General features: G+C 62.9%; 20 protein-coding genes. 15 read left to right on the top strand and 5 right to left on the bottom strand.

Going from position 1 to position 18,627, the window contains the following annotated elements; genetic code table 11:
- The first annotated feature begins 183 nt into the window (after positions 1 to 183).
- From Q1W40_RS08855 to Q1W40_RS08805, 11 genes are all read left to right on the top strand, one after another.
- On the top strand, positions 184 to 1,383 hold the full coding sequence (locus Q1W40_RS08855; RefSeq protein ID WP_300711031.1) for an ABC transporter substrate-binding protein: 1,200 nt from the start codon (positions 184 to 186) through the stop codon (positions 1,381 to 1,383).
- A gap of 22 nt (positions 1,384 to 1,405) precedes the next feature.
- Positions 1,406 to 2,290, top strand: coding sequence for a branched-chain amino acid ABC transporter permease (locus tag Q1W40_RS08850; RefSeq protein ID WP_300711029.1), 885 nt, complete (start codon positions 1,406 to 1,408; stop codon positions 2,288 to 2,290).
- A 26-nt stretch (positions 2,291 to 2,316) separates the two neighbouring features.
- Positions 2,317 to 3,255: a branched-chain amino acid ABC transporter permease gene (locus Q1W40_RS08845; protein WP_300711027.1), complete on the top strand. Its 939-nt coding sequence runs from the start codon at positions 2,317 to 2,319 to the stop codon at positions 3,253 to 3,255.
- Positions 3,248 to 4,024: an ABC transporter ATP-binding protein gene (locus tag Q1W40_RS08840; RefSeq protein ID WP_300711025.1), complete on the top strand. Its 777-nt coding sequence runs from the start codon at positions 3,248 to 3,250 to the stop codon at positions 4,022 to 4,024. Before Q1W40_RS08845 ends, Q1W40_RS08840 begins: the two co-directional genes overlap by 8 nt.
- Before the next feature lie 13 nt (positions 4,025 to 4,037).
- Positions 4,038 to 4,772 carry an ABC transporter ATP-binding protein gene (locus tag Q1W40_RS08835; protein WP_300711023.1) on the top strand — a complete coding sequence of 245 codons (735 nt, stop codon included), beginning with the start codon at positions 4,038 to 4,040 and terminating at the stop codon, positions 4,770 to 4,772.
- Entirely contained in the window at positions 4,772 to 5,701 is a 930-nt protein-coding gene (locus Q1W40_RS08830; RefSeq protein ID WP_300711021.1) for a branched-chain amino acid ABC transporter permease, read from the top strand. Before Q1W40_RS08835 ends, Q1W40_RS08830 begins: the two co-directional genes overlap by 1 nt.
- Entirely contained in the window at positions 5,694 to 6,644 is a 951-nt protein-coding gene (locus tag Q1W40_RS08825) for a branched-chain amino acid ABC transporter permease (protein ID WP_300711019.1), read from the top strand. The genes Q1W40_RS08830 and Q1W40_RS08825 overlap by 8 nt, the downstream gene beginning before the upstream one ends.
- Positions 6,645 to 6,686: 42 nt before the next feature.
- Entirely contained in the window at positions 6,687 to 7,442 is a 756-nt protein-coding gene (locus tag Q1W40_RS08820; RefSeq protein ID WP_300711018.1) for a 3-oxoacyl-ACP reductase family protein, read from the top strand.
- A gap of 72 nt (positions 7,443 to 7,514) precedes the next feature.
- A complete protein-coding gene (locus Q1W40_RS08815; protein WP_300711017.1) occupies positions 7,515 to 8,438 on the top strand; it encodes a glutathione S-transferase family protein in 924 nt (307 codons plus the stop codon).
- Positions 8,439 to 8,474: 36 nt separating this feature from the next.
- Complete coding sequence (locus Q1W40_RS08810; RefSeq protein WP_300711016.1) at positions 8,475 to 8,894, top strand: ester cyclase; 420 nt, start codon at positions 8,475 to 8,477, stop codon at positions 8,892 to 8,894.
- Between the two features lie 24 nt (positions 8,895 to 8,918).
- Complete coding sequence (locus tag Q1W40_RS08805; RefSeq protein WP_300711015.1) at positions 8,919 to 9,545, top strand: glutathione S-transferase N-terminal domain-containing protein; 627 nt, start codon at positions 8,919 to 8,921, stop codon at positions 9,543 to 9,545.
- 19 nt (positions 9,546 to 9,564) lie between these two features.
- Here the strand turns inward: Q1W40_RS08805 and Q1W40_RS08800 are convergent, their stop codons facing one another.
- Positions 9,565 to 10,476 carry a LysR family transcriptional regulator gene (locus Q1W40_RS08800; RefSeq protein WP_300711014.1) on the bottom strand — a complete coding sequence of 304 codons (912 nt, stop codon included), beginning with the start codon at positions 10,474 to 10,476 and terminating at the stop codon, positions 9,565 to 9,567.
- A 139-nt stretch (positions 10,477 to 10,615) separates the two neighbouring features.
- Between Q1W40_RS08800 and Q1W40_RS08795 the strand changes: the two genes are divergently transcribed.
- Positions 10,616 to 12,049, top strand: coding sequence for an aldehyde dehydrogenase family protein (locus Q1W40_RS08795; protein WP_300711013.1), 1,434 nt, complete (start codon positions 10,616 to 10,618; stop codon positions 12,047 to 12,049).
- 87 nt (positions 12,050 to 12,136) lie between these two features.
- On the opposite strand, the gene Q1W40_RS08790 is transcribed toward Q1W40_RS08795, so the two are convergent.
- From Q1W40_RS08790 to Q1W40_RS08775, 4 genes are read right to left on the bottom strand one after another with little or no spacing between them, the layout of a single operon-like run.
- On the bottom strand, positions 12,137 to 12,970 hold the full coding sequence (locus Q1W40_RS08790) for a CoA ester lyase (protein ID WP_300711012.1): 834 nt from the start codon (positions 12,968 to 12,970) through the stop codon (positions 12,137 to 12,139).
- Between the two features lie 25 nt (positions 12,971 to 12,995).
- Positions 12,996 to 13,898, bottom strand: coding sequence for a DUF2520 domain-containing protein (locus tag Q1W40_RS08785; protein WP_300711011.1), 903 nt, complete (start codon positions 13,896 to 13,898; stop codon positions 12,996 to 12,998).
- On the bottom strand, positions 13,895 to 15,040 hold the full coding sequence (locus Q1W40_RS08780; protein ID WP_300711010.1) for a mandelate racemase/muconate lactonizing enzyme family protein: 1,146 nt from the start codon (positions 15,038 to 15,040) through the stop codon (positions 13,895 to 13,897). Before Q1W40_RS08780 ends, Q1W40_RS08785 begins: the two co-directional genes overlap by 4 nt.
- Before the next feature lie 25 nt (positions 15,041 to 15,065).
- Positions 15,066 to 15,989, bottom strand: coding sequence for an SMP-30/gluconolactonase/LRE family protein (locus Q1W40_RS08775; RefSeq protein ID WP_300711009.1), 924 nt, complete (start codon positions 15,987 to 15,989; stop codon positions 15,066 to 15,068).
- Positions 15,990 to 16,170: 181 nt separating this feature from the next.
- On the opposite strand from Q1W40_RS08775, the gene Q1W40_RS08770 reads away from it, so the two are divergent.
- The 3 genes from Q1W40_RS08770 to Q1W40_RS08760 are packed head-to-tail and all read left to right on the top strand — an operon-like array spanning position 16,171 to position 18,626.
- Positions 16,171 to 16,983 carry an SDR family oxidoreductase gene (locus Q1W40_RS08770; RefSeq protein ID WP_300711008.1) on the top strand — a complete coding sequence of 271 codons (813 nt, stop codon included), beginning with the start codon at positions 16,171 to 16,173 and terminating at the stop codon, positions 16,981 to 16,983.
- A gap of 21 nt (positions 16,984 to 17,004) precedes the next feature.
- Positions 17,005 to 17,838, top strand: a complete 834-nt coding sequence (locus Q1W40_RS08765) for an ABC transporter permease (RefSeq protein WP_300711007.1) — start codon at positions 17,005 to 17,007, stop codon at positions 17,836 to 17,838.
- Positions 17,835 to 18,626 carry an ABC transporter permease gene (locus tag Q1W40_RS08760; RefSeq protein ID WP_300711006.1) on the top strand — a complete coding sequence of 264 codons (792 nt, stop codon included), beginning with the start codon at positions 17,835 to 17,837 and terminating at the stop codon, positions 18,624 to 18,626. The genes Q1W40_RS08765 and Q1W40_RS08760 overlap by 4 nt, the downstream gene beginning before the upstream one ends.
- Position 18,627 lies beyond the last annotated feature (1 nt).

Here is an 18,627-nt window from a genome sequence, read left to right as displayed (position 1 = left end):
GGTTCTCATCGATTGTGTCGCGCATCGCTTGAGCAGGACATTTCAATTGCTCGAAAACTGCATTGCAGTCATCGCAACACGCCTGTTGCGGCGGCGGCAACACAGCGTGAACTTTTTTGAAATTGCGCCACCCGGCCCCCTCCAGCACAGTACGCATCCATCAAACAACCTGGAGACAAACCCATGACATCCCGATCCATCCGCCGTGCTCTGTTACTCGTTCCACTGGCCGCAGCACTCATGGGCAGCGCCGTGCAGGCCCAAACCCGCGAAGTCAAGATCTACGCTTTCGGCGCCAAGAGCGGCGTGGTCCGCATCTTTGGCCTCAACAGCGAAGCGGCCATGAAAGCCGCCGCCGAGCAGATCAACAAGGCCGGTGGCGTGACCTTGGGCGATGGCGCCAAGGGCAAGTTGGTCATTGAGTACCTGGACGACCGCTGCAACGCCGAAGAAGGCATCAACGCGCTACGCCGCATTGCCGCTTCTGCAGACGCGTTTGTCGCCGTGGGCCCCACATGCTCCAACGTGGCGGAACCCGTGTTCGGCATTTTGCAAAAAAAGCTGGGCGATGCCAGCGACTCGGGTCTGCAGTTCCCGATCTACACCGACGTGGCCGCCAAAGGTGGCCTGGCCGCGATGTCGCAGTGGGCTTTCCGCAACGTGCCCAGCGAAGCCGCCATGTACAAGAGCTTGTTCGAGTGGATCAAAGCCACACACCCAGAAGTCAAGACCATCTGGGGTGGTGTAGAAAAAGACTTTGCGCACAGCAACGCCACCTTCAACGTGATGAAAGACTTCGCCACCAAGGCTGGCTTTGAAGTCAAAGGCCAAAGCGAATGGCTGCTGGCCGACACCAGCTTCTCCACCCAGGTGCGCGAAATGCGCCGTGGCGAAGCCGACCTGGTCATGATCTCGGCCCACCCCTTCACCACCTGCGGTGCGCTCAAGGAAATGCAGCGTCAAAACGTCAAACCCAAGATGCTGGTGGGCCTGACCAGCTCCTCCAGCCTGGAAACCCTGCAAGGCTGCGCCGCCCAGGCCGAAGGCCTGGTAATTCCGACCAGCTTCGCTCCCGTGACCGATCAGGCACGTCAAGCCGCCAAAGCGGTTCAGGCGGCCGGTGCCAACATGGACCTGCACAACGCTGCTGCTTGGGAAAACATCTTCACGCTGAAGGACCTGATCGAAAAAGCCAAGATCATGGCCAAGCCCGACACCACCCAAGCTGACCGCAACAAGATCCGCGAAGCTTTGGCTGGCATGAAGGAAACCAACGGTCTGCTGGGCAAGATCGGTCGCACCGATGACCGTGAAGCCGTCAAACCTTTCCTGTTCGTGCAGGCCAAAAAGGGCGAGTGGGCTGTGGCCCACAAGCCCAACTGATCCCGCCTGACAGGAGAAAACCATGACCTGGATCGACCTGCTGGACCTTGTGCAGTCCGTGTTTGACGGCGTGATGTTTGGAACGACCTATGCGCTGATTGGCATCGGCTTCACGCTCATCTTTGGCGTGATGCACAAGATCAACCTGTCTTATGCCGCCGCCTCCATCGGCGCGGCCTACCTCAGCCTGCTGGTCGTCCAAATCGCACCGACACCCCTGGTGTACCTGAGCGCCGCCCTGCTGGGCGGTGTGCTCGGTGCACTGGTGTACCTGGTGTGCTTTCGCTTCCTTCCACTGGACCAGCCGCTGGCCACACTGATGTCCACCGTCGGCATGCTGCTGTTGCTCGAAGAAGCCATCGTGCATGCCACAGCGGGCATGCCGCAAAACTACCCCTCGCTGTTTGCAGGCGTGGTTTTCGATATGGGGCCATTCATGGTGCGCGGCGACTTGCTGTTCGTCTTTGCACTCGGTTGCGCAGCGATGGTCGGCCTCAAGCTCATGCTGGAAAAAACCCGTCTGGGTCTTGCCACGCGTGCCGTGGCACAGCAATCGGTGGCTGCGCGCCTGTGCGGCATGAGCGTGTCCACCACCAATGCCACCACCTTCATCATCGCGGGTTTCCTGGGGGGCACGGCCGGCGCCATGACCGGTGCAGCCATTGGCGTGCTCTCGCCACTGCTCACGCTGCCCATGACCGTCAAAGGTCTGGTGGTCACCGTGATCGGTGGCCTGGGCAGCATCCCGGGCGCCATCATCGCGGGCCTGGTGGTCGGCGGTGTGGAAAACCTTTTTCAATTTTTGCGCGGCGTCAGCGAGCGCGACATCTACGTGATGCTCATGCTGTTCGCCTTCCTGGTGTTCCGTCCCGGTGGCCTGTTTGCGGCACCCGGCGGTCGCGACTGAACCAGGCCGTCATCGGAGTTCAAATCATGGATTTTTACCTTGGCTTGTTGCAAGTCATTGGTGTGCACTCGCTGCTGGGCCTGTCGGCCTGGTGCGTGCTGCACACGGGGCAGGTCAGCCTGGCCCAAGGCGGTTTCTTTGCCATTGGCGCTTACGGCGCCGGCATGCTCACCACCATGTTCGGCTGGCCATTGGGCGGGGCTTTGCTGGTGGCGGCCTTGCTGGCAGGCGCTGTGGCGGTGGCGGTGGGTTTCCCCGCGCTGCGCGTCAAGGGCCTGATGCTGGTGGTCGCCACCACCGCCTTTGCCGAAATCGTGCGCCTGGTGTTTTTCAATCTCTCGTGGAAGGTGCAGACACCACAGGGTCTGATCGGACCTGACGGAGGTCTGGGCTTTGGCGGCATCCGCTACTTCCAGGCCAACGCCTGGAGCAGTGTGCAGGTGCTGCTGCTGATCTGGGGCCTGGTGGCAGCCGTGATGCTGCTGCTGTGGTCGCTCGACCGCACCCGCATCGGCACGCTGTGGCGCGCCGTGGGCGAAGACGAAGTCGCCGCCCAAAGCGCGGGCATCAACCTGACGGCAGCCAAGGTTTCGGCCTTTGGCATCGGTGGCGCCATCGCCGGTCTGGCTGGCGGTCTGTTCAGCCACAACACCACCCACATCGAGCACGGCAACTTCACCATCTTGCTGGCCACTTTTGCGATTGCTTACCCGATCCTGGGCGGTCTCAAAAGCCTGGCGGGCACGCTGGTCGCGGTCGTGTTCATCCAGGGTGTGCTGATCGAAGGTCTGCGATTTTTGGGCGACTGGCGCAGCCTGCTGTTTGGCGCATTGATCCTGTTGGTGATGCTGGTGCGCCCCGGCGGCGTGCTGGGTGCGCCATTGCGCTGGCCCTCGTTCAAGCGCCGCACTGCGGCGTCGACCACTGACTCCGTGATCTCTGCCGAAAGGACCCGACATGCTTGAACTTCGCCATGTGTCCCGCCACTTTGGCGGTGTCAAAGCTGTGGACGGCCTGGACATGCAGGTGCGCCAAGGTGAGATCCTGGGCCTGATCGGCCCCAATGGTTCGGGCAAAAGCACGACAGTGAACCTGATCTCTGGCCTGTACGCGCCTTCGGGCGGCAGCGTCGTGTTCCAGGGTGAAGACATCTCGACCCTGCCCACGCACCTGCGCGCCCAGCGCGGCATTGCCCGCACATTCCAGAACATCCGCTTGTTCTCGCAACTGAGCGTGTGGCAGAACCTCTGGGCCGCACGCGTGGAGCGCGGTACCGGCTGGGACGGCTTCAAGGCACGCTGGCTGGCAGGCGCCGATCAGGGACGCGAGCAAGCCGAGCAGATCCTCGAATTCAGCGGCCTGCAAGGCAAGCGCGATGTGTTGGCCGGGAATCTGGCCTTTGGCGAACAACGCCGTCTGGAGCTGGCCCGCGCAGCCGTGTCGGGCGCACCGCTCTTGCTGCTGGACGAACCGGCCGCTGGCATGAACGCGGCCGAAATCGAAGACCTGGACCAGCGCATCCGCGCGCTGCGCGACCAGGGCCGTACGGTGGTGTTGATCGAACACCACATGGAGCTGGTCATGGGTGTGTGCGACCGCGTGGTGGTGCTTAACTTCGGCCGCAAGATCGCCGAAGGCGCACCACAGGAAGTGCAGGATGACCCCCAAGTGCGCGCCGCCTATCTGGGCGCCGACGACAACGACGAACTGATGAACGCCGCGCTCGCGGCCTGAGGAGACAAGTGCCATGCTCGAAATACGTGAACTGGCCTGCGCCTACGGCAAGATCGAAGCGCTGCGCAACGTGAGCCTGTCGGCCAAGGTCGGCGAAGTGACTTGCCTGTTGGGCCCCAACGGTGCCGGCAAGACCACGCTGATGATGACGCTCGCAGGCATCTTGCAGCCCACACGCGGCAGCATCACTTTTGAAGGTGAAAGCCTGCTGGGTCTTTCCCCTGCGCAGATCGTGGACCGGGGTCTGGCCCTCGTGCCCGAGAACCGCCTGGTGTTCCCCGCGCTCAGCGTGCGTGACAACCTGATGGCCGGTGCCTACCGCCGCAAGGACCGCGCAGCGATTGCCAACGACATTGAACACCAGCTCAACCGCTTCCCGCGTCTGCGCGAACGCATCGACCAACTGGCCGGGACCCTCTCGGGTGGCGAGCAGCAGATGCTGGCCCTGGCGCGTGCGCTCATGTCACGCCCACGCCTGTTGCTGATGGATGAGCCCTCGGTCGGCCTGGCCCCAAAGGTGGTGGCCGAGATCTTTGGCATCGTGCGCCAACTGCATGCCGAAGGCACCAGCATCTTCCTGGTCGAGCAGAACGTGCACATGGCGCTCAAGGTCGCGCAGCAGTTTTTCCTGCTGCAGCAAGGCCGCGTGACCTTCTCAGGTACGCCCACCGAGCTGGCCGAAGACGATGTGATCCAGCGCGCCTACCTGGCCGGTGCCGAGCGCCGACCTGAGGCCACCGAGGTCTGATGGACTTCCTCCAGCGCACGCTCGACGGCTTGCTGGAGGCAGGTCCATACGCGCTTGTCGGCCTGGGCCTGACGCTGGGCTTTGGCATCTTGCGCCGAGTGAATCTGGCTTATGGCGCCAGCGCCATGGTGGGGGCTTATGCGGGCTCATGGCTGCATGTGCGGCTGGACTGGCCCGTCTGGGCGGTGCTGCCCTGCGTGGTGCTCGTTACGGCGCTGACCGGGCTGTATGTGCAATGGCTGTGCTTTACGGATACCGAACAGTCCACCGGCTCGGCCCAGCGTGCCAGCTCAGCCGTCAGCGGGGCCGATGCACGTGAAGTGGTGGCCCTGGCGTCCAGCTTTGCCGTCTGGATGCAACTCGAACAGCTGTGCGTGAACCTGCTGCCACGCCACCTCAACCCTTTTCCGGATGTCGCCGTCACACAGGAGTGGACACTGGGCCAGCTGGGTCTGCGCCCCGATCGCCTACTGATGTGCATCGCCGCAGCGGCCCTGGTGATGTGGGTGGCCCACTGGATCCGCACCAGCCGCACGGGCCTGGCCCTGCGTGCGGCGGCAAACCATCCGCTGGCCGCTCACCTCAGCGGTCTGCGCGTGCCCTTGCTGCAGCAGTGGGGATTTGTGCTGGCCAGCGGCCTGTCGGGCGTGGCGGCTTGCGCCGTACTGTCACTGGAAGGACAAGTCACCCCCATGTTTGGCATGTGGATGCTCATGAAAGGACTGGCCGCCGCCATGATCGGTGGCCTAGGCAGTCTGCGCGGTCTGTTGTGGGGTGCTGCTTTGCTGGGCGTGGCCGAAGCCCATGCACAGGCCCTGTTCGGGCCACTGGGCCGTGATGCCACCACCTGGGGCCTGTTGTTGCTCGCCCTGTTGATCAGGTCTGCAAGAAAGACTGCATGGGCACCTGCGGGAGGCTTGCATGCGTGACGCCTTGTGCGCGAGCGAGCCCGGCATCGGGCTGGCCATCCAGATGATCGTGCTGTGCCTGGTGGCCTTGTCGGCCTGGTTGGTGCTGCGCGTGGGCCGCATCTCACTGGGCCAACAAGCCTACTTCGGCATAGGCAGCTATGGCGCCGCATGGCTGACCACAGTGGGCCAATGGCCGCTGGATGCCGCATTGCTGGCTGCCACCATCAGCGGCGCAATCGCTGCGGCTCTGATGTCATGGCCCCTGCTGCGTTTGCCGGGGCTGCACTACGCCGTCGCTTCGCTGGCGGTGGCCGAACTGGTGCGCCTGGGGCTGTCAGGCTGGCGTTATCAGATACCGGGCCCCGCAGGTACACAGGTTGGCCCTGACGGTGTGCACGGTTTTCGCGACATCCGCTGGCTGTTTGACCACCAGGTCAGCCAATCCGATTACCTGATCTGGGCCAGCGCGGTGCTGATCGCCGTGGTGCTGGCCTTGCTGGTCCTCTCGCGCACCCGCCTGGGGCTGGCCATGAAGATGGTCGGTCACGATGAAACACTGGCCGCCAGCCAAGGTCTGCCCGTGCACCGACTGCGGCTTTTGGTCACCGCGCTGGCGGGCGCTGTGGCCGCTTTTGCAGGTGGCCTGTATGCCCACCAACTGACCTACATCGAACCAGCGCTGTTTGACCCCATGCTGGGCATCCATGCCGTGGGCTATTCCATGCTCGGCGGCCTGGCCACCCCTTTGGGCCCCTTGCTGGGCGCAGCGTTCGACCTGGGCCTGATCGAAGCCACACGCTGGTTTGAAGGCTGGCGCATGGTGCTGTTTGGCACCCTGGTCGCCATCTTCCTGCGCTGGCGGCCACGCGGCCTGCTGGACGAAACACTGCTTTACCGCTTGAGATCGGCGTGGCAAAGCCGAGGCCACACAGTTTCCACATCCGTGACAGGCCAGCCCTGAAACGGTTTTTTCTTTTCTGACCCCCTCCAAGGAACTTGCACGATGCACACCCCTCTTCTTGACCAACGCACCATCATCATCACCGGCGCGGCCACCGGCATCGGCCAGGCTTTTGCTGTGCAATGCGCCAGCCAGGGCGCCAACGTGGTCGTGGCCGACATGAACGCCGCCGACGAAACCGTGGCCGCTGTTGAGGCCGCAGGCGGCAAAGCGCTGGCCGTGAAAGTCGATGTGGCCGACCAGGGCTCGGTCGACGCCATGGCCGCTGCCGCCGTGGCACGCTTTGGCCGCATCGATGGCCTGATCAACAACGCCGCCTATTTCCGCGAAGTCAAGCTGACCCCCTTCGAAGAAATCGATCCCGTGATCTGGGACCGCATCTTCCAGGTCAACGTCAAGGGCGTGTGGAACTGCTGCAAAGCGGTGATGCCTGCCATGCGCGCGCAAAACAGCGGCGCCATCGTCAACATCGCCTCGGTGGTGGCGGTAGCGGGCCAGCCGGGTTACCTGCACTACGTGGCCTCCAAAGGTGCCGTGCTGTCCATGACCAAAGGTCTGGCCAAGGAGTGCGGCGCCAGCAATGTGCGTGTGAACGTGATCGCCCCGGGCTTCGTGCTGACCGACGCGACCAAGAACCGCCCCGTTGAGTGGCAACAAAGTTTCCTCAAGGCCCGTGCGATCGCGCGCGAGCAGCGTCCCGACGACCTGGTGGGCACCGCCGTGTACCTGCTGTCAGACCTGTCGGCTTTCGTGTCAGGCCAAACCATCGTGGTCGACGGCGGCCACATCATGTACTGATGCCCCTTTGCATTCAAGGACACGGCCTTGAATGCCACACCGCATAAAACCATTCCAACGCAGGAGACAAACATGCAAGACATCATCCTTCACCACTACGAGTTTTCAACCTTCTCAGAGAAGGTCCGCACCACACTGGGCTTCAAGCAGCTGGCCTGGCGCTCGGTGGACATTCCCGGCCTGCCGCCGCGCCCCTGGCTGACGCCGCTGACCGGCGGCTACCGCCGTGCACCGGTGCTGCAGGTGGGCGCCGACATCTATTGCGACACGCATGTGATCTTGGACGCGCTGGACCGTTTGCAAGTGACCCCCAGCTTGCAACCCTCAGGCAGCGCGGGTCTGTCCCGAGGCCTGGGCTTTGCCTGGGAGCGTCAGATGTGGATTCCGACCATCGGTGTGCTGGTGCATTACATCGGCGAACACATTCCACCCGAGTTCATCAAGGACCGCAAGGAAGGGTATCTGGGCATCGACATCTCGCAAGCCGCCATGGCGCCGCAGTTTCAGGAGCATGTGCAATTCGTGCGCGCGCAAATCGCCTGGCTGGCGCAAGCGCTCGCCGGACGGCGCTTTCTGTTCGGCGATGCACCGAGCGCCGCCGACCTGGCCTGCTGGCAGACGATTTTCCTCTTGCGCAAAAACTGCCCACCCGATGTGGACAGTCTGCTGGGCCTGGCCCCGATCCTGGCTTGGTACGACCGCATCCTGGCTTTTGGCCACGGCCAATCCACGCCCATGAGCCAAGAAGAGGCTTTCGAAGTCGCCTGCAAAGCCACGCCAGCATCCGTGACGCACCTGAGCCCCAACGGCGATCCTGGCGGCCTGCAAGCTGGCACGGCGGTGCGCGTGACGCCCGACGACAACGCCCGCGTACCGGTCACCGGCACGCTGGTGGCGGCCAATGCCTTTGAAGTCGTGATCCACCGCCGCGATGAGCGTGCGGGTGATCTGCACATCCATTTCCCGCGCCTGGGCTACACGCTCGAGGCGATTTGATCCCGTCCCTTCACCCATTCAACTCAGGAGACAAACATGAGCATTCAAGACCACAACAAACAATTGTGTCGCGATTATTTCAAGGCCTTTCTGGCCCGTGACACCGCCTGGATGGCGCGCCACATCGCGCCCGAATTTGTGCGTCACGACCCCGGACTGCCCTTTGAAGTGCGCGGCCCCCAGGGCGTTGCGCAATTGCACGACGCCCTCTTGCCCGCCTTCCCCGACATGGAATTGCCACTGCTGGACTTCGTGGCCGAAGGCGACAAGGTGCTGGTGCGACTGAAAGTACAAGGCACACACACCGGCGCCTTCGGCGACATGGCCGCCACCGGCAAGAAGATCGACATCGACGTGCTCGACCTGTTCCAGTTCAAGGATGGCGTGCTGGTCGAACACTGGGCCTTGCTCGACAACCTGGGCATGCTCAAACAGTTGGGCGCTTTGCCGCAGTGATCTGATCCTCTTTGGGAGATATTCATGAAATTACTGGCCAATACCACCTCCCCCTTTGTGCGCATTGCCCGCATCGCGATGATCGAAAAAGGTCTGGAGATTGAACCCACCTTGGTTGACCCCTGGGCCGACGATGCGCGCCTGCGCGAGGCGAACGCCGCCACGCGTGTGCCTACCCTGGTGCTGGACAACGGCATCCCGCTGACCGAGAGCCTGTTGATCGTGCAATGGCTTGAAGCCACACGCACAGCACCCCAATGGCCCAGCTTGCTGGGTGCTGACCCCAAACGCATTGCAGACGTGCTCGCGCGCGCAGGGATCGCGCTGGGCGCTATCGAGGCATCGGTGCACACCATCATCACGCGCAAGGTCACAGCGCCTGTTCTGTTTGACGAAACACCCGTGGGTCTGCGCCGCCGCCGTACCATGGTCGAGGGCATGCAACGCTTGGAAGCCGTGGCGGCTGAAATGTCAGATGGCAATGTGGCTCAAAAAGCACCCGGCCTGGACACCATCTGCGCCGTGGTGCTGTTTGACTACCAGCAATTTCGCTACGGCGACCAGCCCTGGCTACCGTCCACCCCGAAGCTCAAGGCCTTGTCGGAAGCCGTGCGCGCACGGGCATCGTTTGCTCAGACCTTGCCTCGCTGAAGGATCAGCCCCCCGCTGCTCAGCCGGGCAACTGCGCGTCGTCTGCGGCCGCAATGGCTTGCAGGTGCTGGGCCAGCTGGCCCAGCGGCGTTTGCTGTGCTGGTCGGCTGCGCATGCAAATTTGCATGCCGCGCAGCGCCCAACTGTCTGACAAAGGCAAGACCTTGAGCTGCATGGCGTGCGCAAGACTGCGCGCTGCGGCCAGCGGCAAAATGCCAATGCCCAGCTGCGCCTGCACAGCACGGCTCACCGCTTCAAAACTGCGCACCTGCACCCGCAAAGCCATGGGGCGCATCAACACTTCGGCTTGCGATGTCAACAAGCGGGTCAGCGTGCTGCCCGCCTCCAGCCCTACCAGGTCACGCTCGATCAAGTCCGCAAACTGCACGGCCTGGCCCCCCAGCGGGTCATCCTTGCGCAAGACGGCAGCCAGCTGATCGCTGCGGTAAGGCTGGCACCACAGGCCTTCGGTGTCGCCCCCCTCCACCACCACGCCCAAATCGGCCTCGCCCGAGCGGACGCGCCGAACCACCTCGTCGCTCCAAGATTCTTCAAGCACGATGCGCACGTTTTCATGCAGGTTCTGGAACTGCGCCACGTCCGATGGCAGAAACTGGGCCATGGCTGAGGTGTTGCCCAAGATGCGCAATACCGCATTGCGTCCCGATGCGTAGTTGAGCATCTCAGCGCGCATGTGGATGACGTCTGCAATGACCTCGCGCGCATGCTTGAGCAAGTGATCACCTGCGGGCGTGAGCTGCAAGCCGCGGGAGTGGCGCTCGAACAACTGGGCTTTGAACTGATGCTCCAGCAGCGACAGACGGCGACTGGCCGCAGGCACCGTGATGAAGCAAGCCTCGGCAGCGCGCGTCAGGTTACGCAATTCGGCCGCTTTGACGAACAGCGCCAGTGAGTCGATGTCTGGGAGCATGAAGGGATTTTATCGATATAGCCCGGCTTTGACTTGCAGAGGATGCAACGCGCCGTTGCCCACTTTCCAATTCCCCTGCCGCGCAACGCTGCCTATAGTCAACCCATCGTGTATTGATCTGAACCAACTAGGAAAACTTATGAAGAACATGTTGATTGGAGACCAGTGGGTCAGCGCCAGCGATGGTCGCACCCTGAGTGTTGTATCGCCCAGCGATGGCCGGGCCTTTGACGAGATCCCGCGTGGCACAGCCCAGGATGTCGATCGCGCGGTGCAGGCCGCGCGCACCTCGCTGACGGGCGCCTGGGGTCAGCTCAATGCCAGCGAACGTGGCCGCATCATGATGCGCATTGCGCAAAAAGTGCTCGACCACGAAGAAGAGCTGGCACAGATCGAAGCCAAGGACACCGGCAAGCCGATGACCACTGCGCGCAACGACATCAAGGTGCTGGCGCGCTATTTCGAGTTTTACGCTGGTGGCGCCGACAAGCTGCACGGTGAGACCATCCCCTTCCTCAACGGCCACCAGGTCAGCCTGCTGCGCGAGCCGCTGGGCGTGACGGCCCACATCATCCCCTGGAACTACCCGGCTCAGATGCTGGGTCGCACCTTGGCACCCGCCTTGGCCATGGGCAACGGCACGGTGCTCAAGCCAGCCGAAGACACCAGCCTGTCGGCCATCCGCTTTGCCGAGCTGGCGCTCGAAGCAGGACTGCCTGCTGGGGCACTCAACATTGTGACCGGTCTGGGCGAAGAGGTGGGGGCCGCTTTGTCGGGTCACCCTGGCATTGACTTCATCTCCTTCACCGGCTCCAACGAAGTCGGCACACTGATCCAGCAAGCTGCAGCCAAGAATGCCGTCAAATGCGTGCTCGAGCTCGGCGGCAAATCACCCCAGATCGTGTTCGACGATGTGGACGTCGAGCGTGCCGTGCCCATCATCGTGCGCGCCATCGTGCAAAACGCCGGCCAAACCTGCACCGCCGGCAGCCGCCTGCTGGTGCAGCGTTCCATCTACGACAGCTTTGTAGCGAAGGTGGCCGAAGCCTTTGCCAAGGTGCGTGTGGGCACGCCCGAGATGGATCTGGACTGCGGCCCGGTCATGAACCCGGCCCAGCACCAACGCGTACAGCGCTACATCGACCAAGCACGCGAGCAAGGCATCCCAGTCCTGGCCGAAGGTCAGATCGCGGCCGATGCGCCTGCCACCGGCCACTTTGTCAAACCCACCTTGTTTGGCCCCGTGCCACGCACCGCCGCACTGGCCTGCGAAGAAGTGTTTGGCCCGGTGCTGGCCGCCATGCCTTTCGAAGACGAAGCAGACGCCATCGCGCTGGCCAACGGCACCGAATACGGCCTACTGGCCGCTGTGTGGACCGAGAACGCAGGGCGTTTGCACCGCGTGGCCAAGTCGGTGAAAGCCGGCCAAGTCTTCATGAACTGCTACGGCGCAGGCGGCGGCGTGGAATTGCCTTTCGGTGGCACCAAGCGCAGCGGCCACGGCCGTGAAAAGGGCTTCCTCGCGCTCGAAGAAGTCAGCACCACCAAGACCTTGGTGCACTACCACGGTTAAACCCAGGTTTGCCCTCGGGTCCCCAAGGGGACCTGTGACACCGTCAGCGATGACGCGTCACAGGCCCCGATTTTTTCAGCCCAGTTGTCAGCGCACGCGGGCAAGAATGCGCTGCGCCTGCAGCAACACCGGGGCATCGATCATCTTGCCATCGAGCTGCACGGCGGCCCCCAGCGAAGCGGCCATGACAGCAAGCACGCGTTGCGCCCAATCTTGCTCGGCAGCCGAAGGCCTGAATGCGGCATGCACCCCCTGCACCTGACGGGGGTGAATGCACAACTTGCCGCCCATGCCAAAACGCACAGCACGCTCGGTGTCGGCCTGCAGGACGGCCTCGTCATCCACCGACACGGTCACACCGTCGATGGCCGCCGCCAACTGGCCAGCGCGGGTACACATAGCCACCTGAAAACGCAGCGTGTCGAGCTCGCGCTGATCAGGGGAACAAACCATGCCGGTGTCGGCCAAAAAGTCAATGTGGCCGACCACCAAGCGCGACACATTGGAGGCCAAAGCGATCTGCGGCAAAGCCAGATAACCGGCCGCGCTTTCGATGATCGGCAACAGGGGCAGACCCGGCAGCAGCGTGGACACGGTCTGCAGCATCTGGGCCGACTCGCACTTGGGCACCATCAAACCTGCCAGCTGGGGATAAGCGGCCAGCGCTTGCGCATCTTGCAACCCAATGTCGGTATCGGGGCTGTTGATGCGCACCACCACGCAGGCGCTGGCGGGCAGCGTGGGCAAGGCCTGGCACACGCCTGCGCGGGCGGCGTCCTTACCTTGCAAAGGCACGCTGTCTTCCAAATCGACAATCACCACGTCAGCACCGCTGTCGATGGCTTTGAGGAAACGCTCGGGTCGGTTGCCCGGCACAAACAAAAAGGAACGGGCGCAAGCGAGTGATGAGGAATGCGTCATGGATAAATTGAAGAAAACAGGGAGTTCAGGCCTTGAGCAAATCGATGAATTTTTGTGCCTGCGCCTCGTCGATGCCGCCCGCCTGACGGGCCAATGGCACCGTGACGGCGCACAGTGTTCTGTAAAAGTCGAGCATCTCGGGGCCCATGGGTTTGATCGCGCTCAAGTGCTTTTCGATGGATGACAGATCGCCACGAGAGACCGGGCCGGGCATGCCACGCGCCACACCGGCCGTCTGGATGGCGCTGAGTGTGCCCTGCGCCAATGGCAGCAAGGCCCGCAGTGCTTCCTCCTCGGTCGCGCCCCAGGTTTGCCACAGGCGGACGGCCTGATCGAACAGGGCATTGATGAACTGCGAGGTGTAGCCCGCTGCGGCGTGGTAGCGCCCACGCATGCCTGCGGGCAAGCGGTTGGGCACGCAATGGAGCCGCTCGACCAGGGCCAGCAAGAGTTGCATCAACTCAGCGTGCCCAGCCTCGACCGTGATGGTGCAACCAGGCAATGACTGCGCAGCCGCATGGGGATCGCCAAAGGTCTGCATCGGGTGAAAGCCGCCGATGCTGGCGCCTTGCGCCAGCGCATGCGTCAACACGCCCACATCGGTCACGCCGCTGCAATGCACCACGGCCTGCCCCGGATGCCAGGTCAAGCTGTCGCATGTGGCACCAATGACGCTGTCGGGCGTGGTCACAAAAACCAGATCACAAGCGTCCACCACCGACTGGGGTTCCATGCACACGCAAGCCTCTAGAGGCTCGGCCAGCGCACGGGCATGTTCTTCGAGCATGCTGCTGACCGCCACCACCTTCAAACCTGCCCGCGCCAAACTCCAGGCCAATGCCTGACCCAAGCGACCAGCGCCGATGAAGCCGATGCGCACATCAGCAACACCGCCTGGCCACGTCAACAAGGTGTGAGGGCTGTTCATGCTTGAATCCTTCCAGTCCAGGTTTGATGGCCCGCCAGTCGGACCAGATCGGGTACGGCGCCCAAGCCAGGTCCAGTGGGCACGGGCACACTGCCATCGCTGACCGGCAGCAAATCACCCACCACGGCTTCGCGGCCCAGGTTGGGGTGGGCGTCAAATTCGAGCAGGCCTTCGCCGCCCACCGCCGCCAGCACCTGCAGCGAAGCCAGCAATGAAACACCGCCACCAAAATAGTGCGGACAGTAACGCTTGCCTGCCGCCACGGCACGGCGCGCCACCGAAGCGTTGCCACTGATGCCACCCCATTTGGTGATGTCAGGCTGAATCACCTGCAAGACAGGGCTGACCAATGCCTGATCGAATTGCAGGCCGTGGAAATTTTCGCCACCCGCCAGCGGCGTGCTGCTGGCACGGGCCAGCGCTTGCCAGTCGGCCTCGGGCGCATCCACCCGCAAGGGCTCTTCAAACCAGCTCAGGTTCAAAGGCGCAATCGCCTGCGCAAACGCCACCGCAGACGGCAAGTCCAGGTTCTGGTTGGAGTCGCAGGTCAGCACGGCATCCGGGCCCAGCACCTCGCGCATGGCCTGCAGATTCCGCACGTCCTTGTCGTGTCCGAAACCCGTCTTGAGCTTGAAGGCTTGGAAGCCTTCGGCCTGGCGTGCTGCGGCAAAGACTTCAGGTTGATCGGGGTTGATGCCCGTGACATACACCGGTACACGGCTGACCTCGCGGTCACTGAGCATCCGGTGCAAAGGCTTGCCCGCACGCCGTGCCACCAGATCCCAGCAGGCAATGTCCAGACCGGCGATCACCTGGGCGATCGGGCCGACCTCCAATGTTTGCAGCACCAGCACTTCCAGCTCACGGCTGAGCTGCAGGAACATGGCTTCGGGCGATTCAAAGCGCCTGCCCACCACGCGCTCCCCCAGGTCGATGGCCAGGCGTGCGCGGTGCTCGGCACCGCTGGCGGGCCAGTTGGCCCAGACTTCGCCCCAGCCTTCGACACCCTCGGTGTCCACCACGCGCAGCAGCACCATGGGGCGGTCACGGAAGGTGCCAAAAGCCACTTTGATGGGCGTCTTGACGGGCACACGGATGCAAAAGGCTTCGATCGAAGCCAAGGTAAAGGACAGGGTGGTCATGGTCAATTGCTTTCGGTGAAAAGGTTTATTCGGTACGAGGACCGTTGAGAGCAAAACGCGGCTCGGGCAATCCACGCACACCGGGGTGGATCGCCATCAAGGCACCCGCCATTGGGTGGGCCTGGCGCTCAGCTTCAGTCATGTTTTGCGAGGTGCTGGTGATGAACAGAATGTCCAGATCGGGGCCGCCAAATGCGCAGCAAGTGGGACGGTCAACCGGCAAGGCGATCACCCTGTCGATGCTGCCGTCAGGCGCATAACGCAACAAGCGTCCGCCATTGAACTCGGCGTTCCAGACAAAGCCTTCGGCATCCACCGCCGAACCATCGGGAAAGGCCGGTGGCGCACTTTCGGCAAACACCTGCGCCTCGCCCATGCGCCCAGACTCGGGTGCATAGGGATGGGCATAGATGCGGTAGTGCAGCGAGTCGGCGAAATACAAGGTGTCACCACTGGGGCTGAAGGCCAGGCTGTTCGGAATGCAGATGCCCTGCCGCACCGCCTTGAGCGGCCCCGCGCCCTCCAGACAAAACAGCGTCCCTTCGGGTGCGCGCGTGATGTTGTGCATGCTGCCCACCCAAAAGCGCCCACGCGCATCGCAACGGCCATCGTTGAATCGATGACCCTCAGGCATCGGCAAGCTCGGCACAAAAGCACTGAGTGCGCCCTTGGCGGGGTCAAACAAGGCAATCTGACTGGGCAAGGCCACCAGCAGGCGACCGTCATCCACCAATGCGATCGAGCCGACCAGCTCGGGCATGGGCCAGGTGTTCACTTCGCCCGTGGCGTGACACAGGCGGCGGATGGCTGGCAAGCGGATGTCCACCCAGTACAGGCACTGCGCGGTGTCGTCCCAAAGCGGGCATTCGCCCAGGATGTCGGTCTGTGTGCCCACACGCTGGAGGGCGTGCGGGGTGTCTAGCGTGGGTGAGGCCGTGATGTGGTTCATGCGCTCGATGCTAGGAGGCACCGTCCTGCCAGGGAATCAAATTTGCGGCAAACTGGTCTTTACCCAAACGCAATGCCAAGCCTTGCGTTTGGGTGAAGTGTGCATTGCCCAAGTTCCAATTCCAGTCCGCCCCACCGGCGCCTAGCATCCAACCCCATGACACGACAAGGATGAGACAAACATGACCGCTTCCATACCGGCAGCTGCCAAACCCAACGCTTTTGCGGACTTGGCACCCCAACAACTTTTCTCCCTGCAAGGCCAAGTGGTCCTGATCACCGGCGCCGCCGGTGGCATTGGCGGCGCGCTGGCACGGGGCTTTGCCGCAGCGGGCGCCAAGCTGGTGGTCTGCGACCTGAACCCACGCATCCATGAATTGGCTGTGCAATGGCGCAACAGCGGCATGGACGTTGACTCGCTCGCCTTTGACGTCACCAAGGAAGACGAGATTGCCCAAGCCTTTGCGCAGGTCATCGAGCGCCATGGTCGTCTGGATGTGCTGATCAACAACGCTGGCGTCATTGTGCGCACGCCGTTTTTGCAGCTCAAGCGCGAAGAATGGCAAAAAGTGCTGGACACGGACCTGACCGCCTGCTTCCTGATGGCCCAGCATGCGGCCAAGCTGATGGTGGCCCAGGGCAGCGGCCGCATCGTGCACCTGAGCTCGATCATGAACCACGTGGCACGCCCGAACCTGGTGCCTTATGTGGTGGCCAAAGGCGGTGTGTCGGCATTGACACGCGCCATGGCCGCTGACCTGGCAGGTACAGGCGTGACCGTCAATGCGCTGGCGCCCGGCTACACGCACACCGAGTTCAGCCAAGCCAAGGACCCCGAGTTCAACGCCTTTGTGTCCGGCTGGACACCCGCCCGCCGCTGGGGTCAACCCGAAGACCTCTGCGGTGCGGCACTCTTGTTGGCCTCCGGCGCTGGCGCTTACATCAACGGTCAGACCCTTTATGTGGATGGCGGCTTCCTGGCCGTTACCCGCTGAAGGACTGGCATGGGAGTCACCATGACGGTATCGAACCCTGTGCCTGCAGGCACAGTCAAAACCCCAAGCCCCACCCGGCGTCCAGGGCTGTCGGCCTACCGCACGCTGTGGGTCTCGCTGCGGTCCTTTGCTGTGTTTTTCCTGCTGTGGTGGCTGCTCCATTGGTGGAACGGCAACCCGCTGCAACTGCCTTCGCCTCTCAAGGTGTTCGAAGCCTTGTGGGGTCTGCTGCGCGAAGGCGAGATCGCCGAACACGCTTCGGTCAGCACCTTGCGCATGCTGCTGGCGCTCTCGTTGTCGATCGCGGTGGCCGTGCCTTTGGGCTTCCTGATGGGGCTTTCACAACGTGTCGAGCAGTACATCGATCCCTTGGTCGAAATGCTGCGTCCCATTTCAGGCATCGCCTGGTTGCCGCTAGCGCTGTTCATCTTCGGCGTGGGCGACACACTGCCGGTATTCATCATGTTCTACGTCGGCTTTTTCCCCATCTTGCTCAACACGGTCGCTGGCGTGCGACAAACCGATGCCCGCTTGCTGGCTGCGGCACGCACCATGGGCATAGGCCGCTGGCCATTGTTGATTCATGTGCTGGTGCCCTCGGCGCTGCCCACCGTGATGGTGGGCATTCGCCTGGCCTTTGCCGCCAGCTGGGCGGCAATTGTGGCGGCGGAATTGATCGGCTCGCCCAGCGGGCTGGGCTTTGCCATCGAGTGGTACCGTCAAATGCTGATGACCCCCAAGGTGTTTGCCTTCATTTTGGCCATCGGTGTGGTCGGTTATGTGTGTGACTTGGGTCTGCGCAAACTGCAGCGCCGACTGACCCCATGGGCCGAAGGCACAGGAGCCTCATCATGAAAAACAAGACCTTCGACAACCGGGCATCGGTGCTGGTGCGCAACCTCACCTTGCCCGTGCTGCTGATCGTGGTGTGGCAAATCTGGGCCAGCACATTGCCTGCCGGCAGCCCTGCACCAGCCCCACTGAAAGTGCTGCAAACCCTGGCTGACTTGCTGAGTGCAGGCTCCTTGCTGTCCGCCACAGTGCAAAGCCTCGGTCGTGTGGTTCTGGGTTTTGCGCTGGCCTCGGTGCTGGGCATTGCACTGGGCCTGCTGATGGGCTCCAGCCCCGCCATGCGTGAGAACCTGGACCCGATCATCGAGAGCTTTCGCCCGATCGCCCCCATGGCCATCTTGCCAATCGCCATCCTCTGGTTGGGCACGGGGACACCGACGGCGCTGGCCATCGTCGCCTACGCCTCTTTCTTCCCGGTCCTCATCAACACCGTTCACGGCGTCAGCCGTGTGGACCGCAAGCTCGTGCTGGCCGCGCGCACCATGGGCATCTCGCGCGCGACCATCCTCACGCGGGTGGTGTTGCCCGGTGCACTGCCCGCCATCTTGCTGGGCACACGCCTGGCCATGGGGGTGGCCTGGACCGCCATCATCGCCGCCGAACTGGCTGTCGGTGCCAAGTCGGGCGGTGGCGGCTCGGGGGGCATCGGCCAGATGATGTTTGTTTTCTACGCCTACAACATTGACCTCAACGCGATCGTCGTCTGCATGGCGGTTGTCGGTGTGGTTGCCCTGCTGATCGACCAGCTGTTCCGTGTGATCGAAAAGCGCCTGATTCCCTGGAGACCATGAC

Source organism: Limnohabitans sp. (assembly GCF_030158565.1).
Classification (GTDB): Bacteria; Pseudomonadota; Gammaproteobacteria; order Burkholderiales; family Burkholderiaceae_C; genus Limnohabitans_A.
The sequence above is the reverse complement of the archived record's forward strand: the minus strand, read 5'-3'. Positions and strand labels throughout refer to the sequence as shown.